Below are 23,265 nucleotides of genomic sequence, written 5' to 3'. Positions count from 1 at the left end.
TGTTCGTGCCGTTCCCCGGCGCGTCGGCCAAAGAGGTGGAGAGCCTGGTCAGTGCGCCGGCAGAGCAGGTGCTATCGCGCATCGCCGGGGTCGAGCACGTTTATTCGGTATCGAAACCCGGCATGGCGGTGCTTACCGTGCAGTACGAGGTGGGACAGGATAACGTCAAGTCGCTGGTCAATCTTTACGATACGGTGAATTCCAGGAGTGATTGGCTGTCTCCGGGGCTGGGCGTGGGAAAAGCGGTCATCAAACCGATGGGCATAGACGATGTGCCTATCGTTACGCTCACGTTGTGGACGGACGACGACAGCCGGGGCGCCTACGAACTGGGGCGTGTGGCGCATGCGGCGGAGGCGGAGCTCAAGCGCATCCAGGGGACGCGCGACGTGGTCACCATAGGCGGGCCTGACCGGGTGGTGCGCGTGTTGCTCGACGTCGAACGGTTAAACGCTTATGGCATCACGGCGCAGGATGTGAAAGATGTGCTGCAGGCGGCCAATGTTTCTCGGGTTGCGGGCAAGCTGGTCAATGGCAATAGCGAGATTCCGGTGCAGGCAGGCGATTTTCTGGCATCGGGCAACGACCTGAAGACGCTCGTGATCGGCGTGCGGGAAGACAAACCGGGAGTCATGGCCGATGTTGCGCAAGTGGTCGACGGGCCGGACCAGCCGGCGCGTTTCGTCTGGATGGGAAGCGGTCCTGCGGGAGCGATGCGTGGCAACCAACAGCATGCCGAGCACCCTGCGGTCACTATTGCGGTGTCCAAGAAGCCGGGCGAAAACGCAGTGGAAATCGCGCAACGCGTGATCGAGCGCATGGAGCAGTTGCGCGGTACGCTGATCCCGGAAGGAGTGCATTTCACCGTGACGCGAAACTATGGCGAAACGGCCAACGAAAAGGCACGGAAACTGATCGGCAAGCTGGCGTTTGCCACCGGCGCGGTAGTGCTGCTGGTGTTGTTCGCGCTGGGACGGCGCGAAGCTCTGGTAGTGGGTGCGGCGGTCGTGCTGACGCTGGCCGCCACGCTGTTCGCATCCTGGGCATGGGGCTTTACGTTGAACCGCGTGTCGTTATTTGCGCTGATTTTTTCCATCGGTATCCTGGTGGACGATGCGATTGTCATCGCGGAAAACATTCATCGCCGCCGCGAACTGGAGCCGCAGCGCCCATTCGCCGACATTATCCCGGAAGCGGTGGATGAAGTGGGCGGGCCCACCATACTGGCGACGTTTACCGTCATCGCAGCCTTGCTGCCGATGGCTTTCGTTACCGGGCTGATGGGGCCGTACATGAGCCCGATCCCGATCAATGCCACCTTCGGCATGCTGATTTCGCTGGCGATTGCGATTGTGGTCACGCCCTGGATGGCGTTGAAGTTGTTGAAAAACGCAAAGCGTCCGGCCGCTGGGGGCGCAGAGCATGACGGCTCCAGCAATCTCCCGGCGATTCCTGCGGCGGAACGATTTTTTAGCCGCATCATGGTGCCCTTTCTCAACCGCGACGCGGGCGCGTTGCGCCGCCGGCTGCTGGCGCTGGCGATATTCGTCCTGATCGGGATGTCGGCATCGCTGGCGGCGGTCAGGCTGGTGGTGTTGAAGATGCTGCCATTCGACAACAAGTCGGAATTTCAGGTGGTGGTGGACATGCCCGCAGGCACCCCTCTGGAACAAACCGCGCGGGTGCTGCACGAGATGGGTTTCTATCTTGCCGCCGTGCCGGAGGTGACCGATTATGAAGCCTATGCCGGCACGGCCTCGCCGATCAACTTCAACGGATTGATTCGCCAGTATTATCTGCGCAACGGGCCGGAACAGGGCGATATTCAAGTCAATTTGGTGGACAAGCGGCATCGCGGGCTGAAAAGCCACGAGATCGCAGGCAAGATCAGGCCCGCGCTGGAAAACATCGCAGCCAGGCTCGGAGCAAACCTTAAAATCGTCGAAGTGCCGCCCGGCCCGCCGGTGCTATCGCCTATCGTAGCCGAGATTTACGGCCCCGATTACGACGGCCAGATGAACGTGGCCAAGCGCGTTCGCGCAGGGTTCCGCGCGACGCGGGACATCGCGTTCATCGATGACAGCGTGGAAGACGATGCACGAAAAATGGTGCTGAAGGTGCTACAAGGCAAGGCGGCACAGATGGGCGTGGCGCAGAAGGACATCGTCGAGACGGTCGCCATGGGCTTAGGCGGCGAGAACGCTACGCCGATGCATGATCCAGCGGCGAAATACGAGTTGCCGGTACGTATTGCGCTACCCCCCGAACAACAGGGCAACCTCGATGCGCTGCTCAAACTGCGCGTGCGGGCAAAGGATGGCGTGCCGGTGCCGCTATCCGAACTGGTGGAGCCGGTATCGACCGCACGCGAAAAAACCATTTACCATAAGGATTTGCTGCCGGTGGTGTATGTGGTGGGCGATATGGCGGGCAAGCTGGATTCGCCGCTGTATGGCATGTTCGGCATCCGCTCGCGGATCCATAGCATGGCTTTGCCGGAAGGCGGAAATCTGGGCGAATATTTCATCCGCCAGCCGCAAGATCCTTATGCCGGCTATTCCATCAAGTGGGATGGCGAGTGGCAGGTTACTTACGAAACATTCCGCGATATGGGCATGGCCTATGCGGTGGGGCTGGTGCTGATTTATCTGCTGGTGGTGGCCGCGTTCGGGTCCTATCGGGTGCCGCTGGTCATCATGGCGCCGATTCCGCTGACGCTGATTGGCGTGTTGCCCGGCCATGCGCTGCTTGGTGCGCAATTCACCGCCACTTCGATGATCGGCATGATTGCGCTGGCCGGCATCATTGTGCGCAATTCCATTCTGCTGGTGCATTTCATCAATGAACAAACGCAGGCGGGCATAGCGTTTGAGCAGGCGGTGGTGCGCGCCGCCAGCGTGCGCTTCAAACCAATCATGCTGACTGCGCTGGCGGCGATGATAGGCGCCTTGTTCATCCTGGACGACCCGATCTTCAACGGGCTGGCAATCAGCCTGATTTTCGGCATTCTGGTGTCTACCCTGCTCACGCTGGTAGTGATCCCCGTGCTGTATTACGCATTCCATTACAGGCTGACAGCCATTTCTCAAGGAGTCCGTTCATGACTATTAATCGTGCCGTGCGTATCATTGCGGGAGGTTTCATCCTGCTGTCGCTGGCGTTGGCGCATGTCAACGGACAAGCGGATTTATCCAGGCCGTCATGGCTGTGGTTTACCGTATTTGTCGGCGCCAACCTGTTGCAGAGCGGTTTTACCGACTTCTGTCCGATGGATAGGATTCTGGCGCGCTGCGGTCTTAAATAATGTTCGAACCGAAAGGTAAAGCAATGAAGTTCTTAATGGACAATGTCTGGTTGATCGGCCTGGCGCTGGGCTCTGGCGGCATGCTGCTGTGGCCCGTGCTGCGCCGGATGATGTTCGGTATCGGCGAGGTCGGTCCATCCGAAGCGGTGGCGCTGATTAACCGCGAGCAGGCGCTGGTGCTGGACGTGCGCGAGAATGCCGAATATGCGGCTGGACATATCGTTGCGGCCAAGCACATTCCGCTCCCGCAACTGGCGGCGCGCCTGGCGGAACTGGAGAAATGGAAGGAAAAGCCGGTGATAGTCAACTGCCAGTCCGAAATGCGCTCGGCCGGCGCAAGTTCGCTGCTGCGCAGCAACGGATTCGCGCGCGTATTCAATCTGGGCGGCGGTTTTGCCGCTTGGCAAGCGGCGAAACTGCCGGTGAGCAAGGAGTAGTCATGCCTGAAATAACCATGTATGCCACGGCGATCTGCCCTTACTGCGTCAACGCGGAGCGGCTGCTCAAAAGCAAGGGCATTACGCAGATCACCAGGATTCGCGTCGATCTGGAACCGGAGAAGCGGATGGAGATGATGCGGCGCACCGGCCGGCGCACGGTGCCGCAGATTTACATCGGCGAGCACTATGTCGGCGGTTGTGATGAGCTGCATGCGCTGGAGCATGCAGGCAAGCTGGACGTGCTGCTCGCCAGCTGATTTCCGCGCGGTCCCGATTCAATCCGGGGAAAGCGGTTAACTGCCGTTTTTTAGTTCAAAAACAGGGTGGAACCGGCTAGAATGTAGCCCGCGATTTAATTTTAACCACCGCCGTCAGGCACCCAGGGAATCTCATCATGGCTGAAGAGCAGCAGCAGGAAACGCAACAACCGGTGTTTGGCATCGAGAAAATCTACGTCAAGGATCTTTCGCTGGAGGCGCCGAACGCACCGCAAGTCTTCCTGCAAAAGGAGAATCCGCAGGTCAGCATCGAGTTGCAGAACAAGGCTGCGCTGATAGATGAAGGCGTGTTCGAAGTGGTGATCACGATCACCGTCACGTCCAAGATCCAGGATAAGGTGGCCTTCCTGGTCGAGGTGGCGCAGGCCGGCATTTTCGTGATTCGCAATGTGCCGGAAGAAAATATTTCCGCCATCCTCGGCGTGACTTGCCCCAATATCCTGTTCCCCTATGCCCGGGAAGCAGTGTCGGATATGGTCACCCGCGCCGGTTTCCCGCCGGTACTACTCAACCCGGTCAACTTCGAGGCATTGTACGCGCAGCAGCTGCAACAGCAGCCGGCGGAAAATGCGACCACCCATTAGGCTTGTTTTTCATTGGGCATGGCTGTCGCTGGCATTGCTGCCGGCGGCGGCTTTTGCGCTTGATTACCGCTCGGTCAGCGTGCCGCGCGGCATCATGTACGACGCGCCTTCGGTCAAAGGCAAAAAGCTGTTCATTGTCACCCAGTTCTATCCGGTCGAAGTCATCGTCGACCTCGGCGAATGGGACAAGGTGCGCGACAAGACCGGCAGCCTGGCCTGGATCGAAAGCCGCCAACTGGCCGTAAAGCGTACGGTCGTTGCGGTTGACCGCATCGACGTCCGCGAAACCGCGGATGCTTCCGCTCCCGTCGTGTTCCGCGCCGATAAGGACGTCGCCCTGGAGCTGGTCGAAGCCGGTGACAACGGCTGGATCAAGGTCCGCCATCGCGACGGTTTAACCGGTTACATTCTGGCAAATCAGGTCTGGGGCATATGAAAATCGCCGTATTAGGCGCGGGTGCGTTCGGCACCTCGCTGGCCATCCATATCGCGCGGCAGCATCCGGTGGTGATGTGGACGCGCAATCACGAGCATCTCACCGCGATGCGCGAGACGCGCGCCAATCGTTTGTATCTCGAAGGTTTCGATTTTCCGGCAAAGCTGCAGCTGGAAGGCGATCTGCGTGCCGCGATGCAGCAAGCCGATCTGATATTGTCGGTGGTACCGACCGCCGGTTTGCGCCATGTGCTGCGCGAAATCCGCGAATCCGGCTGCCGGGCGCCGGTGGTATGGGCGTGCAAGGGACTGGAGGCTTTCAGCGCCAAGCTGCTGTTTGAGGTGGCGGCGGATGAATTGCCGGCGGGTCACGCCTGCGGTGCGCTCTCCGGGCCCAGTTTCGCCAAGGAACTGGCGGCCGGCCTGCCGACCGCACTGACACTGGCCTCGCGCGACGCAGACTTTGCGCGCGACGCCGCCGCGCTGCTGCACGCCAATCATCTGCGTGTATACAGCAGCAACGATGTGGTAGGGGTGGCGGTAGGCGGTGCGCTCAAGAATGTGATCGCGATCGCCGCCGGCATCTGCGACGGCATGAGCTTCGGCAGCAACGCCCGCGCCGCGCTGATCACCCGCGGCCTGGCCGAAATCACGCGGTTCGGCATCGCCCTGGGGGCCAAATCCGAAACCATGATGGGCCTGGCCGGTGCCGGCGACCTCATCCTCACCTGTACCGGCGACTTGTCGCGCAACCGCCAGGTTGGATTGAGACTGGCCCGCGGCGAGACACTGGACGCCATCCTGGGCGGTCTGGGCCATGTGGCGGAAGGCGTGCACACCGCCCGCGAAGTCTGCAGCCGCGCGCACAAGCTCGGCATCGAAATGCCGATCACGCAGCAAGTGCACCAGGTGCTTTCGGAAGGTCTCGCGCCGCGCGCCGCGGTGGAAAATCTGCTCAACCGCGAGCAGAAAGCGGAAGTTTATTGAGTTGTCAGCCGATAGTTGTCGGTTTGTAGTAACGGCAACCTACTGACAACTATTTACTATTCACAAACCCATTCTGTTTCCACGCCTCGTAAATCAGCACTGCCGCACTATTGGATAAATTCAGGCTGCGGCTGTGCGGCAACATGGGTAGGCGCAGGCGGCGGTCGGCATGGAACTGCTCCAGTATTTCCGCCGGCAGGCCGCGCGTTTCCGGCCCGAACACGAAAGCATCTCCCGCCTTGAACGCGATATTGGTGTAAGCCGTCGCTCCTTTGGTGGTCAGCGCGAACAGCCGCCTGTGCGCCAAAACCGCCATGCAGCTTGCCCAATCCTCATGCACTTGCAGCGACGCGTATTCGTGGTAATCCAGCCCGGCGCGCCGCAGCTGCTTGTCTTCGAGGTCGAAGCCCAGCGGTTTCACCAAATGCAGCCGGGTGCCGGTATTGGCGCACAGGCGGATGATGTTGCCGGTGTTGGGCGGAATTTCCGGCTGGTACAGGATGAGGTCAAACATGGGATGGCTTGTTTTTTATAGTCAATAACATACAATCCCCTCATCATAAACTACACTAATTTCATGTCCAACTCAAAAACGCATTTTTCGCCTTGCTTTGATTTGGCCGTCGAATAACAACTTGAGATAGTCATGGCACGTCCCGAGAAAGTCCGGCTTGGCGAGATTCTGGTGCAGCAAGGGTTGCTTTCCAACGACCGGCTGCTGAAGGCGCTGGAGCTGCAAAAAAGCACCGGCCGCAAGCTGGGACGGGTATTTGTCGAGGCAGGATTCGTCACCGAGCCCCAGATTTCCGAGGCGCTGGCACGTCAGCTGCAAGTGCCGTTTATCAACCTCAAATTTTTCAATACCAAACCTGATGTCGTGCGCATTCTGCCCGAGGCGCAGGCGCGCCGTTTCCGCGCGCTGGTGCTGGAAGACCGCGGCGACAGCTACCTGGTCGGCATGTCCGACCCCACCGATCTGTTCGCCTACGACGAAATCGCCCGACTGCTGACCAAGGAGATGGTGCTCGCGGTGGTCACCGAAAGCGCCGTCCTCGCGCTGGTCGATCGCGTTTACCGGCGCACCGAGGAAATCAAAAACCTGTCGCAGCAACTGGAACAGGACTTGGGCACCGATGCGGTCGACTTTGCCGACTTCGGTATCACCTCGCAAAGCGTCGAGGATGCCCCCGTCGTCAGGTTGCTGCATACGATTTTCGAGGATGCGATGCAGGTCAGGGCTTCCGACGTGCATATCGAGCCGCAGGAAAGCAAGCTGCAGATCCGTTTCCGCATCGACGGCGTGATGCATCTGCAGACCGAGGCCGACAGCAAGATCGCCACTGCGCTGGTGCTGCGCCTCAAGCTGGTATCGGGGCTGGATATTTCAGAAAAGCGCCTGCCCCAGGACGGCCGCTTCAACATGCGCCTGCGCGGCCAGCAGGTCGACGTGCGGCTTTCCACGATGCCCACGCAGTATGGCGAATCCGTGGTGATGCGCTTGCTGGTGCAAAGCGGCTCGATGATAGGGCTGGAACGGCTGGGCATGCAGCCGGCAATGCTGGAGAAATTCCGTAAGCTGATCCACCGCCCCAGCGGCATGGTGCTGGTGACCGGTCCTACCGGTTCCGGTAAAACCACCACGCTGTATGCCGCACTGGCGGAGCTCAATTCTCCGGACAATAAAATTATCACCGTCGAAGACCCGGTGGAATATCGTCTGCCCGGCATTACGCAGGTGCAGGTCAACGAAAAGATCGATCTCGACTTTTCGCGCGTGCTGCGCTCCGTATTGCGCCAGGATCCGGACATCGTGCTGGTGGGCGAAATGCGCGACCAGGAAACCGCGCAGATCGGCCTGCGCGCGGCGATGACCGGCCACCTCGTGCTGTCTACCTTGCACACCAACGACGCCGTCAGCACGCCGATCCGCCTCATCGATATGGGCACGCCGCGTTTCATGGTGGCGATGTCGCTCTTGGCCGTGGTGGCGCAGCGCCTGGTACGGGTTATCTGCGAAACCTGCGCCGAGCCTTATACGCCGCTGCCGTTCGAACATGAGTGGCTCAGGCTGGAACTGGGTACCGATGTCGATGCTCACCGCTATTCGCGCGGGCGCGGCTGCCAGCAGTGCAACGGCAGCGGTTATCAGGGCCGCGTCGCGGTATATGAGTTGCTGGAAATGAACAATCAGCTCACCGAGGCCGCCAACCACCACGAGCCGGCACATTTCATCCGCATCGCCAAGGAGCAGGTGGGTACCGAAACCATGCGCCGCCACGCGGTGGAAATGGTGCTTGCCGGCAAAACCACGGTTTCCGAAGCGATGCGGATCAGCAACCAGTTTGAGAATTAGCGATCAGAATTAATGCCTTTCTTCGCATACAAAGGTAGAAACTCCGGCGGCGGCCTGGTGCAAGGGGTGCTGGAAAGCCCCGATAGCGGCGGTGCGGCGACTCAATTGCTGGACACCGGCATTACGCCGGTCAGCATTGCGGAAACTGCGGGGCCGGGCATAAGCGGTGAAGCTGGATTTTTGACCAGTTTGTTCAGGGAAAAAATCACCTCGCTGGAGGTGATGCTGTTCAGCCGGCAGATGTATACCCTATCCAAGGCCGGCATCCCCATCCTGCGCGCGCTGACCGGGTTGCAGGCATCCACGCCCAACAAGGCGTTCGCGGAGATGATCGGAGAGCTGCGCCAAAGCCTGGACTCGGGGCGCGAGCTTTCCGCGGCGATGGCTCAGCATCCCAAGGTATTTTCGCCGTTCTATATCAATATGGTGCGGGTTGGCGAAGGTACGGGCATGCTGGATCAGGTTTACATGCGGTTGTTCGAGCATATCGAATTCGAGCGCTTCATGCGCGAGCAAGTGAAAACTGCGCTGCGCTACCCCAGCTTCGTCGTCACCGCGATGGTCATCGCAATCGGCATCATCAACCTGTTCGTCATCCCCGCGTTTGCCAAGGTGTTCAAAGGCTTCAATGCGGAACTGCCGTTCCTGACCAAGGTGCTGATCGCCACCTCGGACTTTACCGTGCATTACTGGTATTACGTGCTGGCCATCATCGTCGGCGCGGCATTCCTGTTTCGCAGTTACACGGCGTCTCCCGCAGGCAGGCTCAAGTGGGATGAGTTCAAGATGAAAATCCCGGTCGCCGGCAAAATCGTGCGCAAAGCGACACTGGCGCGATTCGCGCGCAGCTTTGCGCTGGCTACCAAAAGCGGGGTGCCGGTGCTGCAAGGGCTGACGCTGGTGGCGCAAACCGTGGATAACGATTTCATCGCCAGCAAGGTGGAAGGCATGCGCAGCGGCGTGGAACGCGGCGAAAGCATCTTGCGCACCGCGGCCAACAGCGGCGTGTTCACCCCCGTGGTGCTGCAGATGATCGCGGTGGGTGAGGAATCGGGTTCGCTGGACGACCTCATGGAGGAAATCGCCGAGATGTACCAGCGCGAGGTGGAATACGAACTCAAAACGCTGGGTGCGCAGATCGAGCCTATCCTCATCGTGTTCCTGGGCGTACTGGTGCTGATCCTCGCGCTGGGCGTGTTCCTGCCGATATGGGATCTGGGCAAGGTCGCCATCAAGCATTAAAAAATGGCGCGTCTGCCGTATGTCAAAGGTATTTCCTGGATCGAATTGTCAGTGGTGCTGGTGATTTACGGCGTGATCCTGGCGGTGCTGGTAAATCGCCTGCTTTACTATCAGGAGCTGGCAGAAAAAACCAGCGCGGAATATGTCGCGGTCGTGCTAAAAAGCGCGCTGCGCGAAAAGATGGCGGAGCTCATCCTCGATAACAGGGAGATTGCGATTCCGGCACTCGCGGAGCAGAATCCTGTGTCATGGCTTGAGCGGCCGCCGGCCAGCTATTGTGGCGAGGTGAATGGTGACCCGGACCTGAATATGCCTGCCGGATGTTGGTATTACGACAGGGGCGGCAAAATAATGACGTATCTGGCTAATAATACCGGCCATTTCTTGCCGGACAGCAGTGGCCGCAAGCGTATTCGTTACCGCCTCGTGGTATTGCCGGGCGGGCAAGGCACGCCTGGCGTGGATATGCAGTTGGCGGAGCCGTACCATTGGTTCGAATAGGGTAGTGGTATTAAATTTGCTGTGGGCACAAAAGGATAAGCATATGAAAAAACGGCAGGGTTTCACCCTGATCGAACTTATCGTGGTGATTGCGATTCTCGGCATCCTGATGGCGGTCGCCTTGCCCAAGTTCGTCTCGCTGCAAGCCGATGCCCGCGTGGCCAAGATGAACGGCGCGCTGGCGGCGGTCAGGGCGTCTTCGGTGCTGGCGCATGCGCAACTGGTGGCGCGAGGTTTCGATTCCGGGTTTTCGGGAACGCCGGCGCCGAATATCGTTGCCGAGGGCGTGGTGGTGAGTTACGTCAACGGTTACCCGACGGCCGCGGTGGTGGCGGCCTTGTCCGGGCTGTCCACAACCGACTATGACATCAACAATACCGCGGGCTCGGCGGTGCGGGTCGCCTCGGACTCCAATCACGTCAATTGCTGGTTCCAGTATAACGAAGCGGCCGCAGCCCAGCAGCCCACATACACCTATGGCGGTGGCGGCAACGGATTTCAGATATCGGAGTGCAGTTAATTTTTGTAAAAATTATTGTTAAATCATATGGTTTTATGATAATTTTAACGGATAGCTTTTAAAGGAGAAAATGCGATGCAAGCGAAACAAGCAGGTTTTACCCTGATCGAACTGGTGGTGGTAATTGTGATTCTGGGTATTTTGGCGGCAACGGCATTGCCTAAATTGCAGAGCCTGGATTCATCCGCGAAGACGGCTGTGTTGCAGGCATCCCAGGCAGCACTAAACTCCGCAGCTGTAATTACCTATGGTTCTGTCAAAGCGGCCAGTACATTTTCAACAATCAAAGGCCAAACCACGCTTGATTCAAAGGTGAATAGCAGCGGTAATTGTGGCGGTTCTGGCGGCGGTACTATTACACTTACCTATAATTCTCCTGCCGAGGCTACCCAATCGTTTACATTACCGGCCGAACTCTGCGTGAACTAAATCTCGTGGCATTTCTGTACGAGGTTGAAGCAAGGGGCTTAGCAGCCCCTTTTTTCATTGGGTTGGCGCTGATTGCCCTGTTGCTGGCATCTGCCGAATTGCCGGAACAGCAATCCATGGCGCTTATTTACCCATGGGGAATCGGCTTGCTGATGCTGGCCGGGCTGCTGCATCGGATAGATTTCGCCCGCCTGATGGGATGGCGGTCCGGGCTGCTGTCATTGTTTGGCGTGGTCTTGCTGGCCAATGCAATGCTGATCAATCCTGCCTACCATCCGGCGAATTATTATCTACCACTGACGCTGCTGCTGTCTTTTTGGGCATGCCTGGCCTTGCCCCGCGATTTTGAATTCCGGCTATTCCGCTTGCTGGTACTGGTTTGCCTGGCGCTTGCGCTGTGGGGAATTTTCCAGTGGTGGACGGGAGAGGGCTTCCTGGGCGCTGCGACGACGCGAGGAAGGGCGTTATTCACTACGCCCAATACCTATGCCACCGCGATCAATCTGGCTTTGACCCCGCTGCTTGCCTACTACTTGCTGGGACGCGGCGGAAGCAGAAATTTCGTCCTGGCGATGCTGTTTTTTCTCGGATTGCTGGTGTCCCATAGCCGGGGTGGATATCTCGGTTTCGCTGGCGGGATGGTATTTTTCGTCTGGCTTGCGGGTTGGCGCCAGATAAAGCTGAATTACCGGCGCATTCTGTACGTGATGATCGGCATGGAGTTGCTGACGCTATTTGTCCATAACGTCGCGCCGTTGCTGAACACCCATACTGAGCAGGATTACGCGCGTATCCTCGCTACCTTTATCGAGGGCGATACGTCTTACCGATTGGTGTTATATAAAATGGCACTGGGGCTGGCATATCAGTCATGGCCTTGGGGGACCGGGTTTTTCAGCTTCGGGTTTTTGTTCGATCAGTATCAGGTTTCGCCTTTTTTGAGAATGTCGACCAATTACGTCCATAACGATTATCTCCAGATCGCCATGGAAACCGGAGCTGCCGGCATCGCAACGCTGCTTGCGATGATAGGTGCCTTTCTGATCGGCATCAATCGCTGGCGCCGATCGGATACGAAGCGCCGGGATATCGTACTGATGATGGCCACGGTGGGTGCTTCGTCCATGTTGGTGCATGCGCTGGTCGATTACCCGCTGTATATCCCTTTTCTGCTGGCCGTGCTGGGCGGATATCTGGCGACTATTCATCGAAGGTTGATTTTGCAGGAACCGGGTAGCTGCAGCGAGAGAGACGGTGCTTGGTGGAGCCGGCTAAAGCAGGCGGCGGTTGGCGCGTTGATGGCGGCCTTAATCCTGCCCGTTGCGGCTGAAGGATGTGCGGATTATGCGGTTCTGCGCTTGCGTCATGGTTTGGCTGGCGACGGCATAACGGCCTACCGGATGGCGCAGGTGCTGCAGCCAGGCAACCCCGATTGGTATCGAGGCGAGGCACTGGTATGGTTGCAGCTGGGGTTGGAAAAAAAACACCCAGCGTATTTTTCCGAGGCCGATAATTTGCTCGGCAAGGCGATGCGCGCGCATCCTTACGATGTTGCCAGCAGTGTCGCGCGTGCGGTGATGCACAGGCGTTATCACGCCTGGATGGAAAGTCCGGCTGGATCCAGGCAAATTCTGGCCTGGATGGAACATGCGCATACCGTTAAGCCGTATTGGGATGCGGTGACGGCGGAATATGCCAGATGCCTGGCTTTTGATGGCCAAAAAAATAAGGCCGTGCAAATTGCGCAAGAGTTGTTGCGAGGTCATCCGGACTCCGTCGGGATGAAAAGATTGCTTGCGGAAGTTTCCGGATGAGGTTGGCGATAAAACAGTTTGGTTTTACGCTGGTCGAGCTGATCGTGATGATGGTCGTCATGGGTGTACTCGCGGCTTATGTCGCCGCCAAGCTCAATTTCGCCGGCTACGATGCCGATGGCTGTGCGGAAACCCTGAAGGCTTCGATCCGCATGGCGCAAAAACTCGCGATTGCCAAGCGCGTCCCAGCAACTCCCGTGGCTGTGACGGTGGGTGCGGGTTGCGCCGTAACCGTCGGGGCTGATTCTTATCCCGCGCTGAATGGCGTTAGCGTGAGCGGCGCCGGCAGCGTCACGTTCAATGGGCTTGGCCAACCTTCTGTCGGGGGTACGCCGCTGACTGCCGTAAAGGCGTTTACGGTTTCCGGCGGTGCGGTGACACGCTGGATTTGCCTGGAGCCGGAGACCGGCTATGTGCATGCAGAAACTTCGTCCTGTGCCTGACCACCAGCGCGGCCTGACGCTGATCGAACTGATCGTGTTCATTGTCATTGTCGGGGTGGCGCTGGCAGGGATAGCCGCAGCCATCAATTACAACGTGCAGCACACCACGGATCCGGTGGTGAAGAAGCAGGCGCTGGCCGTTGCGGAATCCCTGCTGGAAGAGATCATGCTGCAGAATTACAGCGATCCCGATGGAACCAATACCGGAGAAAGCGGCCGCACCGACTGGGACGATATCGATGACTATAACGGCTACAGCCGTAGCGGCATCAGTTCAGTGGATGCGCCTTCCACCACGATTCCAGGACTGGAGAAGTATAACGTGGTCAGCGTGACGGTCGATGCGACGACTGCATTCAGCGGCATCGCCGCAGGGGAAGTCAAGCATATTACGGTGAAGGTCTCCGGGCCGATCAACACTACGGTAACCCTGGAAGGTTACCGCACCAACTATACCGGACCATGACGACATTGCGACACAGTCCGGGCATGGCCGGGTTCACGCTGATCGAAGCCATCATGGTGATCGTGATTACTGCCGTACTGGGCGCGCTGGTGGTGAGCTTCGTCAATCCTCTCAAGGGCTATTTCGATGCCACGCGTCGCGCGGACTTGGGCGATGTGGCCGATACCACGCTGCGGCGCATGGCGCGCGAGCTGCACACGGCTTTGCCCAATAGCGTCCGCGTTAACGGTAACTTCGTCGAATTTTTGCCGACGCTGTCGGGCGGACGATACCGCGCCGTTCAGGATTGCAGTGCGGCATGCACGGGAGACGCCCTGATTTTTACTGGTCCGGATACCGGTTTTGATGTTATCGGCGCGTTATCCGTGGCTCCGGTAGTGGGCAACGAGGTGGTGGTGTATAACCTTGGTATCGCTGGTGATGACGTCTACGCTGGCGATAACGTCGCATCCATTGCGCCCGGATCGACCACGGGCAATGTCAAATTCGCATCCAAACAGTTTCCTTTCGAATCCCCCAGCAATCGTTTCCAGATCATCGGGGGGCCGGTTACTTACGCCTGCGATGTAACGACGTTTTGGCGCTATTCCGGATATGCGCGCCAGCCGGGGCAGCCGACAAGCATATCTACATTGGACGGCCTGGCGGGCGTGACCAAGTCGCGGCTGGCGACGGGCGTGGATTGTGCTTTAAGCAATATTACCTACACGTCCGGCGTGACCCAGCGCTCGGGATTGATTGCCATGCGATTGAAAATGACGAACGCGAGCGGAGAGAGCGTGATTCTGCAACATCAGGTGCATGTCGATAATGTTCCCTAGAGCGCACAACATCCAGCATGGGTTCAGCTTGATCATGGGCATTTTCCTGATCGTGGTGCTGGGCGGCATCGCCGTGTTTCTGGGGCGCGTGGCGACCATGCAGTATCACGCCTCGGCGCTGGATGAAGAAGGTGTGCTGGCGTATCAGGCGGCGCGAGCAGGGGTGGAGTGGGGGGCGTATCAAGCCTTGCGCAACTCGAGTTGCAGTGGTTCTTCCACGCTGACTTTCCCGGCGACTTCGGTGCTTGTCCACGATACCGTCACGGTCACTTTTACCCAGACGGTTGCAACGGAAGGTACAAGCGCCATAAACGTCTGCCAGATTATTTCGGCGGCGCATAATGGCAGAAATCCCGCCGGCGATTATTACGTCGAGCGGCAGTTGCAGGTGACGGTGGCTAAATAAGAGCCTATTTCAGTAGTAAACGAAAGATGCGTTTGAACACAAAAGGGATGGATGCAAGGCGCGGTGTGAAGCCAATGGTTATTCCATTGGCAAGCGCCGCAACGCGGCAGACGCCCTTTTGTGTTCAAACTCTCCGGGCTGGCTATGCATTGCGCGCATGGCGTTGTTACTCGCCGCTTGTTTGGAATAAACCAAACCGCGCGGTTCCCGCCTAGCCCTGCGCGCAATGCATGGCCGGCGCACATTCGTTTACTACTGAAATAGGCTCTAAGCTGCAGGATGCGACCTATGCGAAAACTGATTCACGCAAAATTGCCTTTGAGGAACGGCTGGTGGTTAGGCGCGGCCAGCCTGGTTTTCCTCCTATTGTCGGCACCTGTCCAGGTCCAGGCTGTCACTTATGCCAATGCCTCCGTGCCTTTCAACTGGATCGATGCCAGCAGCCACAGCAAGGTGGGTTACAACACCGTACCTTACAAATTCAACAACACCGGCGGTTGCGGCACTACCCCGCCGATCCTCGATGACACGCTGTCCGACAACATTCCCATCGGTTTTACTTTCATGTACGGCGGGGTGAACTTCACCCAGGTGCGCATCATGAGCAACGGCCGTCTGCAATTCAACAACAATACTGCCTGCGGCTTTGGTAGCCCGGTGACGCAGTTGCCCTATCCCGACAGCGGGTTGAATTACACCATGCGGATTTACGGGAACGATCTTGATCCAACCTTGAGCTCCGAAGTGCCGGGCTACAGCACGGTTTGCACCAGCCGGACGACCTGCTATGTCAGTTATGCCACGCTCGGCACGGCGCCATACCGCAGTTTCGTCGTCACCTGGAGCAACGTGCCGGAATGGACCGGGGCCTCAACGGCGAGCGGCGGCTACAACCTTCAGATCATCCTGCAGGAAAACGGCGAATTCATCTATCAATATGGAGCGGACACGCCAGGGCCGGGCAATACCAACGCACAGATCGGCTGGCAGGTCGACGCCAACGATTATGATGTGCCGAGCGTGGGGTTTCCGGCGAACAACAGCGCGATCAAATTCTTTATTCCCCGTCCGGTCGCGGAATACCGCATGGAACAGCCAAGCTGGAACGGTGCCGCGGGTGAGGTGCGCGATACCAGCGGCAACGGGCGCAATGGCGTGCGGGTTGGCTCGGCGCAGACGACCGCGGCGGGCTATGCCTGCCGCAGTGCGGCCATTCCGTCAAACAACAATGCCGGCACTATCGACGCTATCAATACCGGCATCGTTGTGCCAACCACGGTAGGGGGCGCCGGCACCATCACGTTCTGGTATGACCCCGCAACCTGGGCGAGCAACGTTTCCCAGGACGCGCAATTGTTCGACGCTACCGTTGCTAACAATCAATGGTTTTTCCTGGTCAAACGCAGGATCAGCAATACGAATTCCGTACTTCGTTTCGTGATACGCGACAGTACGGGAACCGACCGCGTGGTGGAAACGCCCAATCTGAGCAATAGCGTACTCTCGGCGACGGGATGGGTACATATTGCCGTGAGCTGGAATTTTAATGCCCTGGGGGGCAGCAATAATGACCATATGCGTATTTACGTCAATGGCGTTCAGCAGGTCCAGGGGTCCTTCACTTCGGCAGGCACGGTTTCCGGCAGTATAGGTACGCTTTACGTGGGGGACAACCGCTCGGGCTTCATCGGTCAGAGCGGAAGCGGAAGATCTGCGGGTGGTACGCTGGATGAATTCCGTATCTACAATTACGAGGGTGGGCTGGCGCTGGTGCAGCGCGACATGAGCCAGGCCAGCGGCGCATGCCTAGCTCACTACGCCATCAGCCATGCCGGCAGCGGCAAGGTTTGCCAAGCCAATAATGTCACGATTGCCGCCCATGATGTCAACCACAACTTGATACTGATGCCCAACAATACGACGGCTATCACGCTCAGTACGAGCACTGGATTGGGAGACTGGTCGCTGGTGAGCGGTTATGGCGTGTTCAACAACGGCACGGCTAACGACGGGATAGCGACCTATCTGTTCAATGGCGAGTATCAGGCGGTGTTTGCGCTTAACCACAGCACGGCGGGTGCCGTGAATATCAATGTCACCGACGGTCAACTCGTCGAAAACGCGGCCGAAGACCCCACGTTGACTCTGACCGCTTGTGTCAGCAAGTTCAACGCATGCCACAACTACACGTCGAGCAATTGCAGTGCCGCCAGCGGCAGGCTATACACGCGGCTGGCTGGTACGGCGTTCTCCGGCGATGTGGTCGCCCTGAACAGCTCCGATGCGGTGGAGACCACGTTTGCCGGTAAAGTGAACGTATCGCTGATCGCCAGGGCTGCCACAGGCGGCGTGGACGGCTTTAATTGTTTCACGCCCGACTACTCCCAGACGGTCGATGCGGCAGTGACCGGTTTCAGTGCCGGGAGGCTGACGCTGAGTGGTTCCACGGTGCCGAATGCCTACCGCGATGCGCGTTTCAAGTTTGTCTGCGATGCCACCAACTGCCCGCCTTCCGGCATGACCTGGTGCAGCGTCGATAATTTTGCCATTCGGCCCCAGGCATTTACGGTCGCATCGACGGCCAGCGCCGACAGTACCGGCACATCGACATCCGCCGCGCCGACCATCAAGGCCGGCTCCGGTTTTGGCCTGACAGCAACAGCCGTGGCCGGCTACGACGGAGCGCCAAAATTGGACAGTGCCCAGGTCGCTGCGCATGCCGGAGCGACGCGCACGGGAACGCTGCTCGGCACATTCGGCGCGGCCAATGGCGCGACAGGCGCCGCGACGGGGGCGGCCTTCAGCTACGATGATGTGGGATATTTCAGGCTGAATGCCGATGGCGTCTATGACGACACCTATACTGCGGTAGACCAGCCGTCGGATTGCACCAATGATTTCTCGAATGCGGCGGTGGGCGGCAAATACGGCTGCAAGTTCGGCAATGTGGCGGCAACCGGCTATTTTGGACGCTTTATCCCGGATCACTTCACGACGACGGTGACGCAGGGCTGCAGCAGCGGCAGCTTCACTTATTCCGCCCAGCCGTTTACCGTCAATGTGACGGCATGGAACGGGGCGGTGGTGGCCGCCGTTACGCAGAATTACGCCGGTGCTTTCGCCAAGCCGGTCACGCTTACGGATGGCAATGCGCTTGCCGTCGGCAGTTTCGGGGCGACCGGCGGCATTGCGGCATCCTCATTTTCCGCTGGCATTGCAACAGTCAATACGCCGGCCTATACCTTTAGCAGCAGGACAACCGCACCGGCAGCAATCAAGTTGCGCGCAACCGATGCACCGGACGGCGTCACTTCGTCCGGTGCGGCAGAAGGTACCGCCACCATCGATAGTGGACGTCTGCGCATCATGAATGCCTACGGTTCTGAATTCCTGGCCTTGCCTGTTACCTTGGTGGCGCAATACTGGAGCGGAGCCGCCTGGGTGACGAATACGCCAGACAACTGCACTGCGCTGACGCCCCCGGCCAGCGGTAGTGGCCTGGATCTTCATCTTGCGAACAGCGGCACTACGACTGCTACGCTGAATAATCCGCTGGTGGCCGGCAATGCGTCCTTGAAATTGACTGCGCCGGGAGCGGGGCATGCGGGCTATGTCGACATCACCATCAATTCCCCTGTCTGGCTTGATTTCAACTGGAAAGGCGCGGGGGATGCCGACCCTGCTGCGCGCGCTACGTTCGGCATTTACAAGAATGCCAACGAGTTTATTTACATTCGGGAAAATTATTAGAAATAGAAAATAAATTTTATAAATTATTGTTTATGTATAAATAGTTAGTGTAATATTCTTCATGTGAATTGTAAGGTTAACTCCATTTGATGCGTTTCCCTTTTAGAAAAACGCAACTTGTCGATAGCCTGGTGTTGAGCCGAGGCGCCGCCGGCATCTCCGTAGCATCCGTAGTGCCTCATCAAGAAAAACCCCGTGTAGTGGTTTGCGCGACCTATGCCATGCCGGAAAACACCGCCGAAGCCTGGGGCAAGCTTGCCAAAACGCTTCATCTTTCGCACAAGCGTTGCCGGGTGCTGCTGGCGCCGAACGAGTACCAGCTGATGCAGGTGGACGCGCCCAACGTGCCGGCGGCGGAGCTGAAACAGGCGGTGCGCTGGAAGCTGAAGGACATGCTGAGTTATCCGCTGGAACAGGCGACGGTGGATGCGATCGATATCCTCCCTGACCGGAGCGGCACGGGTCGCGGCCATTTCATGTATGCGGTAGCGGCGCGCAACGAGGTGATCAAGCGCTACATGGACGGCCTGGAATCGGCCGGCGTCAATCTGGAAGTGATCGATATTCCCGAACTGGCGCAGCGCAATATCGCCTCTTTGCTGGAAGAGGGCGGGCGCGGCGTGGCATTGCTCTCGTTCAACGGTGACGGCGGCCTGCTGACATTCACCGCGAGCGGCGAACTCTACCACGCCCGGCAGATTGAAATTTCCGCAGCGCAGCTTGGTCTCGCGGACGAAGGGCAGCGTTTGCATAATTTTGACCGGCTGGTGCTGGAATTGCAGCGCTCGCTGGATAATTTCGAGCGCCAGTTCAACTATGTCACTGTGACCAGGCTGGTTTTGGGACCGATGGCGGGGCAGGCGGCGCTTGAGGAATATCTGCGCGAAAATCTCTACATCCAGGTCGCGAGCCTGGATCTTGCCGATGTGATCAATCTGGCTGCCGTCGAGGAACTGGAAAATCCCGCCATGCAGGCGCAGTGTTTCCTGGCGATAGGCGCAGCCTTGCGGGCGGAGGCATCGGCCTGACATGGCGCAGCAGATCAACCTGATCAATCCGGAACTGCGCCCCAAGTTCGAATTGCTGACGGCGGCCTTGATGGCCAAGGTAGTCGCGGCTTTTGCACTGCTGCTGGGCATTTATGCCTGGAGCCTGTCGCACGAGGCGACCAAGCTTGCCCAGCAGCGCGAAGAGTGGGCGCATCGTACTCAGGACGAGCAGAGCAAGTTGTTGCAGGTTGCCCAGCGGAATCCGGTGCGGACGGTAAGCCAGGTGTTGCAGGCTGAAATCAAAATGACGGCGGAAAAGGTGTCTGAGCGCGAAAAAGTGTTCGCTGCGCTCAAGAGCGGTTCGATCAGAAGCCGTGCCGGATTTTCCGGTTTGTTGCACGGTTTTGCGCGCCAGAGCGTTAACGGCCTGTGGCTCACCGGCATCATGGCCAATGCCGCCGGCGACCAGATGCGCATCAGTGGCAAGGCGCTTTCGCCGGATTTGATTCCGCAATATCTGATGCGGCTTTCCGGCGACCAGGCATTGCATGGCCGCTCGTTTAGCACGCTGGAAGTGACCCAGCCCAAACAGGACACCGCAAAAGACCCCAAGTTGGCAGCAAGCAGCCAGGTGGCCGGGCAGATCGAATTCATCATCTCTGCGGAGAAACCTGCCGAATCCGGCGCCAGGAAGCCTCCCCCGCCAGCACCTGGTGCAAATTCGTGAAGCAATACTGGGATAAGGTTTCCACCACGGTGCTGGCGCTCAGCCAGCGCGAGCGCGTAATGGTATTGGGCGGCGTGCTGGCCTTGATCTGGGTGGTTTTCGATACGCTGCTGCTGACGCCGATGTTGCAGAAAAACAAGCTTTACCGCCAGGAAATAATCGTCAAGCAGGAGGAAGTGGCCAAGCTGCAACAGCAGGAGCTGAGCGTGATCAAGGCGGCCGAGGTCGACCCCGACGTCGGTAACAAGACGCATCTGACCGGCCTGCAGCGGCAGATGACCAAAATGGATGCCGATTTGCAGGCGATGGAACGTGAATTGATCGCCCCTGAGAATATGCCTCGCGTGCTGGATAACTTGTTGCAGAAGGATAAGCATCTCAAGCTGGTGTCGCTGAAAACGCTGCCGGTCAGCGGTTTGATGGATGGAACCGCCGATGCCAAAGGCGCACCCATGCCGGTCTTCGGAATTTACAAACATGGTTTTCAGGTGACGCTGGAGGGTGGCTATTTCGATTTGGCAAATTATGTGGCCGAGCTGGAGGCTTCGCCGTGGCGCATGCTGTGGGAAAATCTCGATCTCAATGCGAACGCATATCCCAAATCCACGCTAACGCTGACGCTTTACACATTGAGTCTGGACAAGACATGGCTGAGTCTCTGAAAGCGCTGGCAAAATGCAGTATGATGGCGTTTGGGCTGGCATGGATGGTACCGGCGCATGCCGATACGCTAAACGATCCGACGCGCCCGCCCAGCGGCATGCCGGTTCCGGGAGAAGCGCAGCCGGCGGCGAATCTGGGGCCGGTGCTGCAGATGGTCACCATCTCCAGGCATCGAAAGTCGGCCACGATCAGCGGCCAGCAGTTGCTGCTGGGAGAGAAATATGGCGAAGCAGTGCTGATCCGGGTCGCGGATGGTGAAGTGAGTTTGCGCAACGTCGACGGTTCGTTGGAAAACCTGCGCATGTATGCCGGCGTCGAGAAGAAAATGGTCCAGCCAGAAAAAAGGTACCGCCAGGCGCGGCCAACACAAGTTAGGTAATCAAGGAATGACGGGAAAGCTCCTCCCACGCATCCTGCTCTGGATGCTGTGCCTGACGTTGGCCGGATGCGGCTCCGCACCGCCGCGCGACCGCTCGACACTGGACCGTATCAACGCCGAATTGCGGCAGGCGGTTGACGACAACAGCAAACCCCAGCAGCAGGTTCCGGAGTCTGTCAATAACGCCTTGTTGCCGCCGCTCAAAATTGCCATTCCCAAAGCCAGCGCTAAACAGCTGGAGCAGCGCTTCGACCTGGTGATCAACGATGCGCCGGCAAACCAGGTATTCATGGGCATTGTTTCCGGCACGCGCTACAGCATGCTGGTGCATCCCGAGGTCAAGGGCAATATCTCGGTCAATCTCAAGGATGTGACGGTATTCGAGGCGCTCGACGCAATCCGCGATATGTACGGGTACGAATATCGCGTGGAAGGGTCGCGGATATTCGTGGAATCCGTAGCCTTGCAAACGCGCGTATTCCAGGTCAACTACATCAACAGCCAGCGCACCGGCGCCTCCGATACGCAGGTGATTTCCAATTCCGCCAACACCAGCAATACCAATAACCCCAACCGGGCGGCCGGTACCGGAACCGCGACTTCATCGACAGGCACGTCGACCAGCCGCGGTTCCATCAGCAGCAGCGTGCGCACGCAGTCGAGCAGCGACTTCTGGCCTGAACTCAGCACGGCGCTGAACAGCATCATCGGCGATGCCAATGGCCGCAAGGTCATCGTCAACCCGCAAGCGAGTATCGTGCTGGTGCGCGCGATGCCTGCGGAAATCCGCAGCGTTGAAAAATATCTGCGCCTGATGCAGGTGAATATCGAGCGCCAGGTCATTCTTGAAGCCAAGATCATCGAGGTCGAACTCAATGACCAGTCGCAGGCGGGCGTGAACTGGGCGGTGTTCGGCAACAGGGGCAATTCCCGCGTAACGATAGGCAACGTCAATCCGGACACCTTCCTCGGCAAGGGCGGCGGCAGGGTTTCGAGCGGGAGCCTGTCCTCTACCGGATCGGCGCTGGCCAGCGCGGCAGTTGGCGGCGTTGCCGGCTCGTTATTCGCGATTGCGGTGCAGGCAGCTAATTTTTCCAGCCTGATTTCTTTCCTGGAATCGCAAGGCGACGTGCACGTGCTTTCCAGCCCGCGCATCGCCACCATCAATAACCAGAAGGCGGTGCTCAAGGTGGGGACGGACGAATTTTTCGTAACCGGCGTTTCCACCAGCACCATCGCCTCCACCGGCGCCACCACGACGGTGCCGGAGGTGACGCTGAATCCGTTCTTTTCCGGCATCGCGCTGGACGTGACCCCGCAAATCGACGAGAACAGCAATATCACGCTGCACATCCACCCGTCGGTGAGCGATGTGTCTACCGTGACCAAGCTCATCAATATCGGTACCGGTCAGACCATCAGCCTGCCGCTGGCTTCCAGCAAGGTGAGCGAGACGGACAGCATCGTGCGTGCCAAGGATGGTCAGGTAATCGCGATCGGCGGCCTGATGAAGCAGAGCACAACCAGCGACAGGTCCAAGGTTCCCGGCTTGGGAGACACCAAAGGCGTCGGTGCCGCGTTCCGCCAGCATGCGCAAACCACGACCAAGAGCGAACTCGTGATATTGCTCAAACCGACGGTGGTGATGAACGAAAACAGCTGGAGCGAGGATATTCTTTCCACGCATGACCGCATCGGCAATTTCGACCGATCATCCGGAGCGGCCCAGTAGCG

General features: G+C 58.5%; 24 protein-coding genes. 23 read left to right on the top strand and 1 reads right to left on the bottom strand.

The features are described from left to right. The 7 genes from VGK14_RS00975 to VGK14_RS00945 all read left to right on the top strand — a co-directional run. Positions 1-3,104 (top strand): efflux RND transporter permease subunit (locus VGK14_RS00975; RefSeq protein ID WP_331507030.1); only part of this gene is annotated, 3,104 nt, incomplete at its 5' end. Next, on the top strand, positions 3,101-3,304 hold the full coding sequence (locus tag VGK14_RS00970) for a DUF2892 domain-containing protein (protein ID WP_331507029.1): 204 nt from the start codon (positions 3,101-3,103) through the stop codon (positions 3,302-3,304). The genes VGK14_RS00975 and VGK14_RS00970, both read left to right, overlap by 4 nt. A gap of 23 nt (positions 3,305-3,327) precedes the next feature. After that, positions 3,328-3,741 (top strand): rhodanese-like domain-containing protein, encoded by a 414-nt coding sequence (locus tag VGK14_RS00965; RefSeq protein ID WP_331507028.1) that lies wholly within the window; start codon positions 3,328-3,330, stop codon positions 3,739-3,741. 2 nt (positions 3,742-3,743) lie between these two features. Next, the gene (grxC, locus tag VGK14_RS00960; RefSeq protein ID WP_331507027.1) at positions 3,744-4,001 is read left to right on the top strand and encodes a glutaredoxin 3; all 258 of its coding nucleotides are present in this window, start codon (positions 3,744-3,746) and stop codon (positions 3,999-4,001) included. Positions 4,002-4,138: 137 nt separating this feature from the next. Then, complete coding sequence (secB, locus tag VGK14_RS00955) at positions 4,139-4,606, top strand: protein-export chaperone SecB (protein ID WP_331507026.1); 468 nt, start codon at positions 4,139-4,141, stop codon at positions 4,604-4,606. Then, the gene (locus VGK14_RS00950) at positions 4,590-5,042 is read left to right on the top strand and encodes an SH3 domain-containing protein (RefSeq protein WP_331507025.1); all 453 of its coding nucleotides are present in this window, start codon (positions 4,590-4,592) and stop codon (positions 5,040-5,042) included. Before secB ends, VGK14_RS00950 begins: the two co-directional genes overlap by 17 nt. Continuing rightward, complete coding sequence (locus VGK14_RS00945; protein ID WP_331507024.1) at positions 5,039-6,028, top strand: NAD(P)H-dependent glycerol-3-phosphate dehydrogenase; 990 nt, start codon at positions 5,039-5,041, stop codon at positions 6,026-6,028. The genes VGK14_RS00950 and VGK14_RS00945 overlap by 4 nt, the downstream gene beginning before the upstream one ends. Positions 6,029-6,077: 49 nt before the next feature. Here the strand turns inward: VGK14_RS00945 and trmL are convergent, their stop codons facing one another. Beyond that, positions 6,078-6,542, bottom strand: coding sequence for a tRNA (uridine(34)/cytosine(34)/5-carboxymethylaminomethyluridine(34)-2'-O)-methyltransferase TrmL (gene trmL, locus VGK14_RS00940; RefSeq protein ID WP_331507023.1), 465 nt, complete (start codon positions 6,540-6,542; stop codon positions 6,078-6,080). Positions 6,543-6,674: 132 nt separating this feature from the next. Between trmL and VGK14_RS00935 the strand changes: the two genes are divergently transcribed. The 16 genes from VGK14_RS00935 (at position 6,675) to mshL (ending at position 23,263) form a co-directional block, all read left to right on the top strand. Further along, the gene (locus VGK14_RS00935) at positions 6,675-8,381 is read left to right on the top strand and encodes a GspE/PulE family protein (RefSeq protein ID WP_331507022.1); all 1,707 of its coding nucleotides are present in this window, start codon (positions 6,675-6,677) and stop codon (positions 8,379-8,381) included. Positions 8,382-8,393: 12 nt separating this feature from the next. Beyond that, positions 8,394-9,623, top strand: coding sequence for a type II secretion system F family protein (locus VGK14_RS00930; RefSeq protein ID WP_331507021.1), 1,230 nt, complete (start codon positions 8,394-8,396; stop codon positions 9,621-9,623). 3 nt (positions 9,624-9,626) lie between these two features. Beyond that, complete coding sequence (locus VGK14_RS00925) at positions 9,627-10,124, top strand: type II secretion system protein (protein WP_331507020.1); 498 nt, start codon at positions 9,627-9,629, stop codon at positions 10,122-10,124. 43 nt (positions 10,125-10,167) lie between these two features. Continuing rightward, positions 10,168-10,644 carry a prepilin-type N-terminal cleavage/methylation domain-containing protein gene (locus tag VGK14_RS00920; RefSeq protein ID WP_331507019.1) on the top strand — a complete coding sequence of 159 codons (477 nt, stop codon included), beginning with the start codon at positions 10,168-10,170 and terminating at the stop codon, positions 10,642-10,644. Positions 10,645-10,719: 75 nt separating this feature from the next. Further along, the gene (locus VGK14_RS00915) at positions 10,720-11,073 is read left to right on the top strand and encodes a type II secretion system protein (protein WP_331507018.1); all 354 of its coding nucleotides are present in this window, start codon (positions 10,720-10,722) and stop codon (positions 11,071-11,073) included. A gap of 62 nt (positions 11,074-11,135) precedes the next feature. Continuing rightward, entirely contained in the window at positions 11,136-12,887 is a 1,752-nt protein-coding gene (locus VGK14_RS00910; protein WP_331507017.1) for an O-antigen ligase family protein, read from the top strand. Next, positions 12,884-13,330, top strand: coding sequence for a pilus assembly FimT family protein (locus VGK14_RS00905; protein ID WP_331507016.1), 447 nt, complete (start codon positions 12,884-12,886; stop codon positions 13,328-13,330). Before VGK14_RS00910 ends, VGK14_RS00905 begins: the two co-directional genes overlap by 4 nt. Next, the gene (locus VGK14_RS00900) at positions 13,305-13,796 is read left to right on the top strand and encodes a prepilin-type N-terminal cleavage/methylation domain-containing protein (protein WP_331507015.1); all 492 of its coding nucleotides are present in this window, start codon (positions 13,305-13,307) and stop codon (positions 13,794-13,796) included. Before VGK14_RS00905 ends, VGK14_RS00900 begins: the two co-directional genes overlap by 26 nt. Continuing rightward, positions 13,793-14,617, top strand: coding sequence for a type II secretion system protein (locus VGK14_RS00895; RefSeq protein ID WP_331507014.1), 825 nt, complete (start codon positions 13,793-13,795; stop codon positions 14,615-14,617). Before VGK14_RS00900 ends, VGK14_RS00895 begins: the two co-directional genes overlap by 4 nt. After that, positions 14,607-15,023 carry a hypothetical protein gene (locus VGK14_RS00890; RefSeq protein WP_331507013.1) on the top strand — a complete coding sequence of 139 codons (417 nt, stop codon included), beginning with the start codon at positions 14,607-14,609 and terminating at the stop codon, positions 15,021-15,023. The genes VGK14_RS00895 and VGK14_RS00890 overlap by 11 nt, the downstream gene beginning before the upstream one ends. A 288-nt stretch (positions 15,024-15,311) precedes the next feature. Further along, positions 15,312-18,773: a LamG domain-containing protein gene (locus VGK14_RS00885; protein WP_331507012.1), complete on the top strand. Its 3,462-nt coding sequence runs from the start codon at positions 15,312-15,314 to the stop codon at positions 18,771-18,773. 221 nt (positions 18,774-18,994) lie between these two features. Next, positions 18,995-19,801 (top strand): agglutinin biogenesis protein MshI, encoded by an 807-nt coding sequence (locus tag VGK14_RS00880; RefSeq protein ID WP_331507011.1) that lies wholly within the window; start codon positions 18,995-18,997, stop codon positions 19,799-19,801. A 1-nt stretch (position 19,802) separates the two neighbouring features. Beyond that, entirely contained in the window at positions 19,803-20,489 is a 687-nt protein-coding gene (locus tag VGK14_RS00875) for a hypothetical protein (RefSeq protein WP_331507010.1), read from the top strand. Beyond that, complete coding sequence (locus tag VGK14_RS00870; RefSeq protein ID WP_331507009.1) at positions 20,486-21,151, top strand: hypothetical protein; 666 nt, start codon at positions 20,486-20,488, stop codon at positions 21,149-21,151. Before VGK14_RS00875 ends, VGK14_RS00870 begins: the two co-directional genes overlap by 4 nt. Next, positions 21,136-21,531: a hypothetical protein gene (locus VGK14_RS00865; protein ID WP_331507008.1), complete on the top strand. Its 396-nt coding sequence runs from the start codon at positions 21,136-21,138 to the stop codon at positions 21,529-21,531. The genes VGK14_RS00870 and VGK14_RS00865 overlap by 16 nt, the downstream gene beginning before the upstream one ends. 7 nt (positions 21,532-21,538) lie before the next feature. Then, positions 21,539-23,263 carry a pilus (MSHA type) biogenesis protein MshL gene (mshL, locus tag VGK14_RS00860; protein WP_331507006.1) on the top strand — a complete coding sequence of 575 codons (1,725 nt, stop codon included), beginning with the start codon at positions 21,539-21,541 and terminating at the stop codon, positions 23,261-23,263. The last annotated feature ends 2 nt before the right edge of the window (positions 23,264-23,265 follow it).

This window comes from Novimethylophilus sp. (assembly GCF_036504375.1).
Classification (GTDB): Bacteria; Pseudomonadota; Gammaproteobacteria; order Burkholderiales; family Methylophilaceae; genus Novimethylophilus.
Note: the sequence above shows the minus strand (reverse complement) of the source record. Positions and strands in the feature narration are given on the sequence as shown.